Raw genomic sequence first — 13,101 nt, forward strand, 5'->3', positions numbered from 1 at the left:
ATCCAGTGCTCGGCGCGATGATGGTGCTTCTGCAGCGACAGACGCCCGCCCGGCTTCACCACGATGCGCTTGACCTGATGGCGCTCGCCATTGTCGACCGACTGGTAGCTGCCCCAGGGCCGATGCACCTTGAGATGCTCCTCGGTGACTTTCGGCGCGACCGCCTTGAGTTTTGTAACCAGCCGCTTGAGCCCGTTGGCATCCTTCTGGCGCGAGACCAGCACTGCGTCCGCGGTCGCCACCACGATGAGATCGTCGACGCCTTCGAGTGCGACCAGCGCAGAGTCTGTGGTGACGTTGCAGTTGCGGCTATCTTCGAACACGGCGGTGCCGTGCGACGCATTGCCTTGCGCGTCCTTGTCCGACAATTCCCACACCGCGTGCCAGGAGCCGACGTCGGACCAGCCGCAGGACACCGGCACCACCGCGGCGCGCGCGGTCTTCTCCATCACCGCATAGTCGATCGAGATCGCCTTGGCCGCGCCGAACGCCTCGGGCTCCAGCGTCACGAAGCCGAGATCGCGGCCGGCATTGCTCACGGCATTGGAAATCGCCTCCACGCTCGCCGCGTCGACCTTGCGGTATTCGTCGAGCAGGACGCTGGCCGGGAACATGAAGTTGCCGCTGTTCCAGAGATAGCCGGAATTGACGTAGTCGGCGGCCTTCACCGCATCCGGCTTCTCGACGAAACGCGCGACCGCGTGCACTTCGCCGGAGATGACCTCGCCCGGGCTGATATAGCCGTATTCGGTCGCCGGCCGCTCCGGCTTGACGCCGAACGTGACGATGCGCCCCGCGCTCGCGGCGGTGAGGCCTTGGCGGCACGCCGCGACGAAGGCCGCATTGTCCTGCACCACGTGGTCGGCGGCGAGCGCGAGCACGATGGCTTCACTCGAGCGATTCTGCGCGAACACCGCGCCGGCGGCGATCGCAGGGCCGGAATCGCGCCGCATCGGCTCGAGGATCACGTCGGCCTCGATGCCGATCTCGGCGAGCTGCTCCAGCACCATGAAGCGGTAGGACGCATTGGTGATGACGATCGGGCGATCGAACAGCGAGGCCTCCGAGACGCGCAACAGCGTGTCCTGGAAGGTCGAGCGCGTGCCGAACAACGGCAGGAACTGCTTGGGGCGCACCTCGCGCGAAGCCGGCCACAGCCGCGTTCCGGCACCGCCGCACATGATCAGGGGGATGATTTTTTGGGACACGTGTGAGCTACTCAAGAGAGGGATTTATACGCGGTGATAATTTCGATACCAGTCGACAAAGCGGCCCAAGCCATCCGCCAGCGGCGTCGAGGGCGTGAAGCCGACGTCGCGTTGCAGGGGCGAAATGTCGGCGCGCGTCTCGAGGACGTCGCCGGCCTGCATCGGCAGAAGCGTGCGGATCGCCGGCTTGCCGATGATCTTCTCCAGTGTCTCGACGAACTCGACCAAGTTGACCGAGCGGTTGTTGCCGATGTTGTAGACGCGATACGGCGCATTGCTCGACGAGTTTTCCGGCTGCTCGGCGTTCCACGCGGGATTCGGCGTCGCGGGGCGATCGAGGGTGCGGATCACGCCCTCGACGATGTCGTCGACGTAGGTGAAATCGCGCCACATATTTCCATTATTGAAAAGCTTGATCGGCTCACCCGCAAAGATCGCGCGCGTGAAGAGCCAGGCGGCCATGTCGGGCCGGCCCCATGGACCATAGACGGTGAAGAAGCGAAGACCGGTCACCGGCAGCTTGTGAACATGTGCGAACGTGTGCGCTATCAGCTCGTTGGCCTTCTTGCTCGCGGCATAGAGGCTGACCGGATGATTGACCGAATGCTCGGTCGAATACGGCAAGGTGCGATTGGCGCCATACACGGAGCTCGACGAGGCGTAGACGAGATGCGCCAGACCGTGGCGCCGGGCGGCTTCGAGCACGGTGACGAATCCATCACAATTGGCGCGGATGCAGGTGATGGGATCGTCGATCGAGGCGCGCACGCCGGGCTGCGCTGCAAGGTGCACCACGCGGTCGGGCGCGACCTCGTCGAACACACGTGTCACCGCAGCGAAGTCGGCAAGATCGATCTCGTGAAATGTGAAGGCATCATGCTTGAGCGTCTCGAGGCGAGCGCGCTTGAGCGCCGGATCATAGTAAGGGGTCACTGCGTCGATGCCGACAACTCGTTCCCCGCGCGCGAGCAAGCGCTCACAGACATGCATGCCGATGAAGCCGGCAGCGCCGGTAACCACCACGGGGGCCAAAATAAACTCCGTTGTTCGACCTCATATACCGCATTGCCAGACTGAACCAGTCCAGGCAAGGGTTCAGCATTGGACAACAGCCCCCATCGCATCGGCAAGCTTAATGTCGGGCGCTTCGGATGTCAGCCTTGCCAAGCTAACCAGAAGGGGCGCCCTTTGCCTGCCGACGCAACATCAGGTGCGCGTCCATAAAGGGCTCCCGACTGCCCGGAAGTCTTTCAACAAGTGTTCCCGGGGAGCACCGAACGAACAGCACCTGGCGGCATTCGGCGCAGGGCTCGGCCAGGCCCCCTCCGCCTGCCAGACGAACTCAGCGCCGTACTTCTGCTTGAGCCAGCACATCTAGGCGCCGTGGGCGTGGATGGTCGCGGTGAGGCGGCCGCTCCAAAACCTGTGTACTCAACTCCCAACCTCGCGGGCGATCCGACCTTTTGCACAGATCACATCGGCGGCAACTTATTTCCCTGCAATCAGGGAAATAAACAGCGAAAGGATGGCACATAGTCGGGTGGCTCCAAGCCGAAAGACCGGAAAACCTCAGCAAAACTCGAGAGTGACGATGCTCGCGCGCAAACGTATCAGGGAATATCAAGACACCTAACAGGGAAAGAACAGAGCAATGAACACGCGGACCAGGTATCTCATACGCAGTGGAGACGCCCAAGAGTTCTAAGAACACTAAGCCGACCCAACTTTGAGACCCGCCGTCCTGCGAAGTGCGCCCCCTGTCTTTGAAGGAAGTAGGCGCCCTTACTGGTATCGCTCCAAACGATTTCAAGTAGAATAGCAGAAGCGTAGAGGGCAACGACTGCTGTCAGATCATAAAGCCTGAACTTCCGCGACGAGCGGGAGTTGCGCGAAATGATCGGTCGTGGCTACCGGTCCGCCGAAGTTGCTGCAGTCTTGGATCGAGCACGCCACGTTGCAGATGCCTACGAGCCCCTCACGTTTCGATTGGTCCTTCTCGTCTCCGGTGCTGTCGCCGTCCTGCCTACAACCATTTGGTTAGGGCGATTGGCTGGATGCTTGGCAGCTAGTTCGCTTCCCGCCCGCCTGCGTTTTGCTTAGCATGGCCCATGGCAAGAGGGTATTCGAAGGCGATTCGATCACTTCATTCTGCCGCTATACGCGGTCATTCCCCGTGCGGTAAGAGCCCAGGCCGTGACGGGCAGATGCCTTGGTGGCTTGCGGACAAGTGGCGCGCGAGGCACTTTTCGCACCAAATCGAGCGACTCAGCCCCTATTAGCTGGCCTCAGTCATCTACAAATGCGCACCGACTATTCTCCGGACGACGATCTGAAACTATGTCCCCGAAGCCAGGCGTCGCGACTGAGTGTGGTCGGCTGCTGGAACTATCCGGATCAGCATCACCGCTTCACTGATGCCGCAGAGACGATCGCGGCAGCATACCCGGGACGAATAGGCCTTGCCCCGCTCCCTGCAGCCTAAATTCAGAGGTAAGCCGCATATGCGTGCTTCAAGCCGTCGTGAAGCGGTGTCGTCGCGCGCCAGCCGAGTCGGCTAGACGGCTGACGTCGAGCAGCTTGCGCGGCGTGCCGTCGGGCCGCGAGCTATCGAAACTGATCTCGCCGCTGTAACCGACGATTTCGGCAACCAGGCGCGCGAATTCGGCGATGGTTATGTCCTCGCCGGTGCCGATATTGGCCAGCTCGGCACTGGCATAGGTGTTCATCAGGTGCACGCAGGCATCTGCCATGTCGTCGACATAATGGAACTCGCGCCGCGGCGTGCCGGTGCCCCAAACGACGACATTCTTCGCGCCCGAAACCTTGGCCTCATGGAAGCGACGGATCAGGGCGGCGACCACGTGACTCATTTCGGGATGATAATTGTCGCCGGGGCCGTAGAGGTTGGTCGGCATCACGCTGATGAAGTCGCATCCGTACTGGCTGCGATAGGCCGACCATCTTGATCCCGGCGATCTTGGCAATCGCATAGGCCTCGTTGGTCGGCTCTAGCGGACCAGTGAGCACGGAGTCCTCGCGCAAGGGCTGCGCGGCGTCCTTTGGGTAGATGCAGGGCGGGCCCAGAAACATCAGCTTCTCGGCGCCGTTTCGATGCGCGGCCTGGATCAGGTTAGCCGCGATCGCGATGTTGTCGTAATTGAAGGCGCGCAGGGTGTTGTTGGCGACGATGCCGCCCACCTTTGCAGCGGCGAGGAAGATCACTCGCGTCTTCCCGAACCAGTCGAACCGCGGCCTCCTTGCGGAGATCGACCTCGCGCCGGTCCACGGTGATGAGTTGAGGCGCGCAAGCGCGCTGCCGACCATGCCGTGATGGCCTGCGACGCTCTTGCCTGCAGTTCAAACGGTACGTTTGCAACTCGTCGTGCCCGTTTGGCACCGCCAGATCGCTCTCCATCATCTCGGCGACGAGCTCTAAAAAGCTCTGCTTCGGCGTTCAGCCGAGCACCTCGCGCGCCTTGCTGGCGTCGCCGACGAGGAGATCGACCTCGGTAGGGCGGAAATAGGTCGGATCGATCTTCACGCCCTTCTTGCCGGTCTTGGTGTCGACGCCGGTCTCGTCGACGCCCTCGCCGCGCCACGCGATGCGTCAGCCGATTTGGGCGAACGACAACTCGACCATCTCTCGCCCCAAGTGCATCTCGCCCGTGGCGAGCACGAAATCGTCGGGCTTGTCGGCTTGCAGGATCTTGTGCATGCCCTCGACATAATCGCGCGCATGGCCCCAGTCGCGCTTGGCCGAGAGATTGCCGAGATAGAGCGTCTGCTCCAGATGCGGGCGACGCCACGCGTGATCTTGCGCGTGACGAAGGTCTCGCTGCGGATCGGACTCTCATGATTTAACAGAATGCCGTTGCTCGCGAACATGCGATAGGCCTCGCGATAGTTCACCGTCATCCAGTAGCCGTAGAGCTTTGCCACGCCGTAGGCGAGTGCGGATAGAACGGCGTCGTCTTCTTCTGCGGGATCTCCTGGACGAGACCGTAGAGCTCCGAGGTCGAGGCCTGGTAGAACCGCGTCTCCTTCTCCATGCCGAGGATGCGGATTGCTTCCAGCAGGCGCAGGACGCCAATGCCGTCGGCATTGACGGTGTATTCCGGGCTTTCGAAGCTGACGGCGACGTGGCTTTGGGCAGCGAGATTGTAGATTTCGGTCGGTCGGATCTGCTGTACCAGACGGGTCAGATGGGTCGAATCCGTCATTGTCGCCGTAGTGCATCAGGAACGGGAGTTGCCGACATGCAGGTCCTGGTAGAGATGATCGACTCGCGCGGTGCTGAACAGCTCATTAACGCTTCTGGCGAATGACTATCGATTTTTGTCGTGGAACGCCGAATAGTGGAGATCGCTTGCATCTGACGTAATTCAAAGCATTAACCATGCGCCGCGACAAATGGCCAAGGTTTTAAATGCACTTTTTTTGTTGCCTTATCGATTTAATGGTTTAAAATTTAATAATCGTAATTCCTCGCTTCGGAATGCCGGCTCGACATTCGAACTAGGCCTGCGTTAGCGGTAGATTGGTGTTGGTAGGAGTATTGTCTTGGCCATCGAATTCAACTGGGCAGAGTCGGGGAACTCCAATTTTCAGCTCGCGACCGGCGTTACTCTCACCGCCGGCACGATCAATCCGAACGATCTGCTGATCGCAGTTGTCGTGCCGCTGGTGCCCCACACCGGCGACCACGGGGACGGACCGCTTGTTGGCCCTCCGTCTGGCCCTGTCACGCCTCCTTCGGGTTGGATACAACTTGATAATACAGCGCTGTCGCTCGATGGCGTGCCAGCGAACGCATCGGTCTTTTACAAGGTCGCAACAGGAAACGAGAGCGATAACCTCCATTTTGGTTGGACCAGTCAGTCGGACTATTCCTGGACGCTTCTGAGCTATTCGGGAGTGGACCCGACCTCGCCGATCGACGTCTTCGGAGGCGAGACCAACACGGGCGACTACGTTGATGAAACAATAGCCCCCTCGGTTACGACCACCAGCGCGAACGATACGCTCGTCAGCGTCTGGATCAGCAAGGGCGGCGCTGAGGACTATACAGCAGATCCGACGACGACGGTTCGCTCCAACACCAATTCGAACACGTACGAATTCCCGCAGATCATGGTCGGAGACGAACATCTGACGTCGGCCGGAGCAACCTCTCCTAATGAGATGGATCAATTGTATCCGACTAGGGACCAGCGCGGATTCTCGATCGCGCTTCGGGAGGCGGCATGCTTCATGGCGGGAACGATGATCCGTACGCCCGACGGAGAACGTGCGGTCGAGACGATCGTTCGCGGAGACCGAGTCGTTACGTCCGACGGCCAGCCGGAACGAGTGGTTTGGGTCGGGCGTCAGACCATTTCCATGCTGTTCGCTGATCCGCTTCGTATACTGCCGGTTCGCATTCGGGCCGACGCCCTTGGTGAGGGCGTTCCTTCGCGCGATTTTCTGCTATCGCCTGATCACGCAATCCTTGTCGGGGGTGTGCTCATTCAGGCCGGTGCGCTGGTTAATGGCACATCGATTGTACGCGAAACCAAAGTACCTCTGACGTTCACCTACTATCATGTTGAACTTGAACATCACTCGTTGATCCTGGCCGAGAACACGCCGGCGGAGACTTTCATCGACAATGTCGATCGTCTCGCCTTCGACAACTGGCACGAACACGAGGAACTGTACCCGGAAGGCAAAGCCATCGTCGAAATGCCATTTGCCCGCGCCAAGGCACACCGACAAGTACCTCGGGTCGTTCGTGAACTCCTCGCCGCAAGGGTAACTAATATGGCGGCGTCCAGCGCGCAGATAGTTGCCGCCTGATATTTCATGCTCGAACGAGCCGCTCGGGCATCGGGACATTCTAGGGTGGGCATCCGGGATAGATGGGTCTGGGCCAAGACACAACATCTTTGATGGCGTATCGCGATGAACCGTAGCCAACGAGGGGCAATAGACCGATCTTATCTCGCGGGGCCTTGGCGCGCGCGCGAGGTGATCTGCGGCAGGATCGCACGGGGATGACCCTTGGCGAACTTGCACTCGTCGTGTGCGCCCAGGTCGTGATCCTGGGTTCGATCGGTGCTCTAAAATTGCATGCTTGGCGATCGGACGTCTTAAATCGGAACTTCAGCTCCTCCTCCTGGCGTGATCAGGATGGTTCGCTTGAAGCCTCCTCCAATCCGCCCTCGTTCGACGCGCCGGGTCATGGCGGAAGCTTTAAACCGAGGTTTTGGCAAACGTTTCCCGAGCCGGTTCTGACGATGGTCCGGCTGGTGACCGGTCAATTGGCCAGACCGAGACGCTTGGATAGCGCACGGAGATTACGCCCGGCGGCACGAAGCGGCAGCGCGCATCCTATGGTCTTCGATGCGGGACGAAGCATTCGTATCCCGGCTGGCCTCCCCACTGGCGTGAGGATATATGCAATCGGAGATATCCATGGCCGCGCGGACCTGTTGCGTTCGGTGCTCGAAAATATCAATTCCGACTACACAAGGAGTCCGGCCGAACGGCCAATTCTCGTTTTCCTGGGTGACTACATCGATCGGGGACCATCATCGAAGGACGTCCTGGATATCTTAGTCGAATGCAAAGCCAGAATCGAAAGCGTATTCCTGAAAGGGAATCACGAGACCTTCGTTTTAGCCTTTCTTCAGGATCCGACGGCCCTGGACTCATGGCGGACCTGCGGCGGCCTTGAGACGCTCCACTCCTATGGTCTGAAGCCCACCCTGCAACCCGACATGCAGGAGCGAATTGACCTCGCAGTGCAACTCGCCACGACCCTACCCGACGATCACCGGGCATTTCTTGGCTCGCTGCAAACATGGTTTCAATGCGGAGACGTCCTGTTTGTACATGCGGGAATTCGTCCGAATATCCCCATCGCTCAGCAGGACGAAAGCGATCTCCTCTGGATCCGCGAAGACTTCCTCGATTTCCGGGCGCCCTTCGAGGCTTTCGTCGTCCACGGCCATACGCCAGTACGTGTCCCCGATGTGCGGACCAACCGCCTGAACATTGACACCGGAGCCTTCGTGACGGGACGCCTGACCTGCGTCGCAATCGAAGGCTCAGCAGTCAGACAAATCTCAGAATTGGCATCGAACGTGGGCGGACAAGCGACTGTGCACTAAGCCAACTCACCTCTCCTTGAACGCGTGCTCAGCCTGGTCCATCAGAGGTTTGGTCAGATAAGACAGTGCCGTCCGGCCGGCCGTCTTGATGAACACTTCGACCGGCATGCCGGGCACGAGCTTGGCGGTCCCGAGTTTTTCGAGCTCATCCGCGCCAAGTCCCACCCGCACTGTATAGAAGCTATTGCCGGTTCTCCGATCCTCGGTCAAATCCGGCGATACCATTGTTACCGTGCCTTCGATTTCCGGCGTGGTTTTCTGGTTGAACGCTGCAAATCGCAAGGCCGCCTGTTGGCCGAAATAGACCTGGTCGATATCGCGCGGCGAGATTTTCACCTCGATGGCAAGCGCGTCTGCATCTGGAACAATGAGCATGATCTGCTCACCAGGCGCAATCACACCACCAACGGTATGAACTGTCAGTTGATGCACACGACCACTTTGCGGAGCGCGAATGTCCACGCGGCTCAGTTGATCCACCGCCGCCGTCTTGCGTTCCGACAACTCCGAGAGCTTTGCGCGCGTTTCGATCAGGTCCTTGCCGACCTCAGTTCGCAAATCCTGATCAATCTGGATCATTTGGAGCTGAATTTCGGCCGTCTTGCCCTTGGATTGCGCGATGGCCCCGGTCAATTGACTGCGCTCACCCTCAAGTCGCGCTGAATCGCGCTCAAGCGCGGTTAGTCGTGCGATCGGGATGAGGTTCTTCTGCCAAAGGGCACGAACACCCTCGAGTTCCTGACGGATCAGATCGATTTCCTTGAGCTTTGCGTCGACCTGGCCCGAATATCCCTTTACTTCTTCCGCCAGTTGCGCAATTCGCTCCCTCAGCTGGGCTTTCTGGCCAGCCCTGGCTTCCCTTCTCAAACTGAAGAGGGCTTTCTCGGCAGCGACGACATGCGCAGCCACAGAAGAGGTGTCGCGCGCGCGCTCGATCAAAGACATCTGGAAGACGATTTGCTCGGAATTGTCGCGCTCCGCCTCGAGACGACCTTGACGAGCAAGGAGTTCATCGACGCCTTGAATAACAATTGTGGCGTTGGCGAGCGTTTGGGTCTTGTCCAGTCCGATCAGGATCTGCCCTGCATCGACATGGTCACCTTCACGCACGTGCATCTCACCAACGATGCCGCCTGTTGCGTGTTGCACCTTCTTGACGCTCGAATCGACGACAACAACGCCCTGCCCGATCACGGCCCCGGTCAATTGTGAGGTCGCGGCCCACCCGCCAATTCCAAACGTCGCAAATAAAATAATGAGAATGCCAACGATCATGTAGCGCTGAATAGATCGTAACGCTGGCGTTGCGGCTTCGCCCTCCATCACGCCCCTCCTTGTCCGTCGGCGACAACCCTCAACGGTACCGGCGTGCGCAAGACTTTCCTCAGTACCTCTTCCTTGGGCCCGAACGACTGCACTCTGCCTTCCCCAACCACCAGAACGTGGTCGACCCCTTCAAGGGCCTTGGGGCGGTGAGCAACGATGATGACGATCCCGCCACGGCGACGCACACCAAGGATTGCCTCGGTCAGCGCATCCTCACCCTCTGAATCGAGATTGGAAGTGGGCTCGTCCAAGACGACAAGAAATGGGCTCCCGTAGAACGCGCGGGCAAGGCCGATACGCTGACGCTGTCCGGCCGACAGCGCCATGCCGCCCTCGCCCACTCTCGTTGAATAGGCGTCGGGAAGAGACAGGATGAGATCGTGCGCTCCGGCAGCGTTTGCGGCTCCCAAAACCGCTGCAGGAGTGGCCTTGACGTCAAACCGGGCGATATTGACGGCAATGCTGCCGTCGAACAATTCGACATCTTGAGGAAGATATCCGATGTGTTTGCCGAGGGACTGGGATGACCAGTGCTCCAGTGCGGCATTATCCAGTTTAATCTTGCCCCGTGCATGTGGCCAAACCCCCACGAGCGCCCTTGCCAAAGTAGATTTGCCTGCTCCGCTTGGGCCGATGATGCCAAGCGCTTGCCCGCCTTTCAACGCGAACGATACGTCCGACAGCAGGGGTTTCTGGGAGCCCGGGGCCGCGACATGAAGCTGCTCGACGACCAGGGCACCGGTCGGCGGCGGCAACGCGAGCGGCTCTTCTTCGCGCGGCAGGAGCTTGAGCAAATCGTCGAGGCGCCGACCTGCTTGCCTTGCGGAGACGAAGCCCTTCCAGTTCGCGATTGCGATCTCGACAGGAGCAAGTCCCCTGGCAGTCAAGATTGAGCTTGCAATGATAATACCTGCAGTAGATTCCTGATTGATGACCAGATAGGCACCGACCGCGAGGATAAGCGATTGCAGAAGCGACCTGAACGTCTTTGAAATGCCGCCGAGCCCGCTTCCGATATCGCTGGATCGCTCATGGGCCGCCAGGTATTTCTGATTCACGTCCTGCCATCGCTCGGCGGCCTGACGCCGCATTCCCATGGCCTGAAGTACTTCAGCGTTTCGTCGTCCCTCAGCCGCAAGGGCACTGCGCAGGACTGCATGTCGTGAAGAGGCTTTGGCCGGACCGCGGCTTTGAATTTCCGTGAGAGCGGTGAGGCCGACCAGTATGATACCGCCGAGCAGCGCGGCTATTCCGATCCAAAAATGGAAGAGAAAGCAGATACCCAGATAGATCGGTATCCATGGCAGATCGAACAAAGCGGCCGGGCCGCTGCTCGACAAGAAGCTGCGAACCTGGTCGAGATCGCGCAAAGGCTGCAACCCGTCGCCGTCGCCCCGCGTCTTGAGGGGCAATCTGACGAGCGCATCAAAGACCCGCAGTCCCAGTCGTTCGTCGAGATAACGGCCGATGCGCAGGCTTATCCGGCTTCTGACCAGGTCAAGCCCTCCTTGAAGCACATATAGCATCGCCACGAGGGCCAACAGCGCGACAAGAGTCGGGATGCTGCGGCCTGGCAGAACCCGGTCGTAGACCTGCAGCATGAAGAAGGAGCCATTCAGCATCAAAAGATTGCTGAGGCCGCTGAATATCGCAAGAGCCCAAAAGATGCGACGGCAAGAAACGACGAAGGTGAGTACTTCGGAGCGCGCGTCCCCGTAGACCGCATCCGCCCCTGCACGCTCGCGGAAGATTCGGGAGCGCATTGTCTCCAGCGCCCCGCCGGAGACCTTCGATCGAACCCGATCGACGATGATCCCCACTGCGGCCTTAGCCACCTGCCAGTGAGAAACCTCGACCGCAGAAGCGTCGGGCGGCGGGAACTCCCGCCGCGATCCCAAATCACTCATAAGTCCCCCGCAAAATCGTCTGCCCCTAATCGTCAAGTGCTATCCAAAGTGGAAATCGTGGCTATCGAGTGCGCTCAATTTCGTGTTTTTCAGCGTGAGGCTGTCGGAGCCGGCGGAGATGACCACATCGCCACCGCATTGCGAAGCGTGAGCCAAAACGCTGGCGAAACTGTCGAAAGCGGTGTTGTTGAATTGTATCACATCGTGATTCCAACCGCTGGCGTGGAAGTCCTTGATGACGTCATTGCCGAAGTTGGCCGCGAAAACGAACGTATCAATGCGTCCGTTACCCAGGAAAACGTCATCCCCATTCGTGCCGGTGAGTGCGTTTCTTCCGGTTGTTCCCAGAATTGCGGCCCCATCACTGTTGGCAACAACGTGCCCAGAGCTGTCGACTTCTTGCGCCGTGAATTTATGAACGGTGTTGGGAAAGCCGGCTTTAGTTGTGTACGTCCAAGTTCCATCCGACCCCACGGTGGCCGAACCAAGGGCCTTCGTGTCATCGAAGAGTTTGATAGTGCTGTTGGGATCGGCCGTACCCTTCAGTGTGACGGCACCCCAACGGTTCTCCGAAAGATTCGTGAATTCGACATGAGCCTGCGCATCGACCTCAAGGTGCGTGGTAGCGGAGGTTTGACTGGTGTTGCCCGCAGCATCGGTCGCTGTCGAGGTCAAATCGTGTCCACCAGCGCTCAGGTTGCCCGCATCGAAGCTCCATACCCCCGTGCTGGTTGCAGTTGAGGTCCCGATCTGGACCGAGCCGTCAAAGATCTTGATCAGGCTGTTCGCTTCTGCGGTGCCCTTGAGCATGACGTCGTCGGCGATGGTGCTGGCTTTCGCGGTGGTCCCGGCCTGCGAAGCAACATCCATCGTCGGCGCAGTCGGAGCATGTGTATCAATCGTGATCGCAAATGTCCCCGACGCGGGACCGCCGGATGCATCCTGCGCGGTGAGATTGTGAATTCCATCGTTGAGCGTGGGCGTCGCTAGGGACCAATGGCCGCTGCCGTCAACATTGGCGCTACCCAGCTGAGTGGAGCCATCGAAGACTTTCACGGTGCTGCCGGCGACGGCCGAGCCCGTCAGCGTCAGCGTGTTGTCGTTGGTGATGTGGTCGCCGACAACACCGCTGTCGGTCGTGAACGAAGCGATCGTCGGCGCCGCAGGCGCCGCGGCGATCGTCACCGAGACCGGCGAAGACGCCGTGCCGGTGTTGCCCGCAGCATCGGTCGCCGTGGCCGTGAAGCTGTGACCGCCGGTCGACAGCGCCGCAGTGGTATAGCTCCATGCGCCGCTGGCGTTGGCGACCGCGGTGCCGAGCTTGTTCGCACCGTCGAACACCGTGATCGTGCTGTTGGCTTCCGCCGTGCCCGTCAGGACCTCGACATGCGTGCTCGCAAGCGTCGCTGCAGACGTCGATGCGACCAGCGTCGGCACACCCGGCGCGTGCGTATCGATCGTGACGGCCAGGGCCGTCGACGCAACGCTGGTGCCGCCCGAGGTCGTCGC

7 protein-coding genes and 2 pseudogenes are annotated in these 13,101 nt (G+C 59.9%); 2 read left to right on the forward strand and 7 right to left on the reverse strand.

Going from position 1 to position 13,101, the window contains the following annotated elements; genetic code table 11:
- The 4 genes and pseudogenes from AC0L20_RS38895 to gmd all read right to left on the reverse strand — a co-directional run.
- On the reverse strand, window positions 1-1,208 hold a 1,208-nt coding region (locus tag AC0L20_RS38895; RefSeq protein WP_473295513.1), incomplete at its 3' end, for a mannose-1-phosphate guanylyltransferase/mannose-6-phosphate isomerase.
- Window positions 1,209-1,232: 24 nt separating this feature from the next.
- The gene (locus AC0L20_RS38900; RefSeq protein WP_473295514.1) at window positions 1,233-2,240 is read right to left on the reverse strand and encodes an NAD-dependent epimerase/dehydratase family protein; all 1,008 of its coding nucleotides are present in this window, start codon (window positions 2,238-2,240) and stop codon (window positions 1,233-1,235) included.
- A 1,452-nt stretch (window positions 2,241-3,692) separates the two neighbouring features.
- A pseudogene (locus AC0L20_RS38905) lies at window positions 3,693-4,564 on the reverse strand (GDP-L-fucose synthase family protein).
- 101 nt (window positions 4,565-4,665) lie between these two features.
- A pseudogene (gene gmd / locus AC0L20_RS38910) lies at window positions 4,666-5,506 on the reverse strand (GDP-mannose 4,6-dehydratase); the annotation flags it as partial.
- A 262-nt stretch (window positions 5,507-5,768) separates the two neighbouring features.
- Here gmd and AC0L20_RS38915 point away from each other — a divergent pair.
- Entirely contained in the window at window positions 5,769-7,043 is a 1,275-nt protein-coding gene (locus AC0L20_RS38915; RefSeq protein ID WP_473295515.1) for a Hint domain-containing protein, read from the forward strand.
- A 197-nt stretch (window positions 7,044-7,240) separates the two neighbouring features.
- A complete protein-coding gene (locus AC0L20_RS38920; RefSeq protein WP_456765685.1) occupies window positions 7,241-8,359 on the forward strand; it encodes a metallophosphoesterase family protein in 1,119 nt (372 codons plus the stop codon).
- A 6-nt stretch (window positions 8,360-8,365) separates the two neighbouring features.
- On the opposite strand, the gene AC0L20_RS38925 is transcribed toward AC0L20_RS38920, so the two are convergent.
- The 3 genes from AC0L20_RS38925 to AC0L20_RS38935 form a co-directional block, all read right to left on the reverse strand.
- Window positions 8,366-9,682: an HlyD family type I secretion periplasmic adaptor subunit gene (locus AC0L20_RS38925; protein ID WP_007606867.1), complete on the reverse strand. Its 1,317-nt coding sequence runs from the start codon at window positions 9,680-9,682 to the stop codon at window positions 8,366-8,368.
- Window positions 9,682-11,592: a type I secretion system permease/ATPase gene (locus tag AC0L20_RS38930; RefSeq protein WP_473295516.1), complete on the reverse strand. Its 1,911-nt coding sequence runs from the start codon at window positions 11,590-11,592 to the stop codon at window positions 9,682-9,684. The genes AC0L20_RS38925 and AC0L20_RS38930 overlap by 1 nt, the downstream gene beginning before the upstream one ends.
- Window positions 11,593-11,631: 39 nt before the next feature.
- Window positions 11,632-13,101: Ig-like domain-containing protein (locus AC0L20_RS38935; protein ID WP_473295517.1), on the reverse strand; the 1,470-nt coding region annotated here is incomplete at its 5' end.

This window comes from Bradyrhizobium sp. Kon58, assembly GCF_055807455.1.

Coding starts and splice junctions, on each gene's coding strand:
- AC0L20_RS38925 (WP_007606867.1), bottom strand. CDS start 9,682: ATGGAGGGCGAAGCCGCAACGCCAGCGTTACGATCTATTCAGCGCTAC.
- AC0L20_RS38920 (WP_456765685.1), top strand. CDS start 7,241: ATGACCCTTGGCGAACTTGCACTCGTCGTGTGCGCCCAGGTCGTGATC.
- AC0L20_RS38930 (WP_473295516.1), bottom strand. CDS start 11,592: ATGAGTGATTTGGGATCGCGGCGGGAGTTCCCGCCGCCCGACGCTTCT.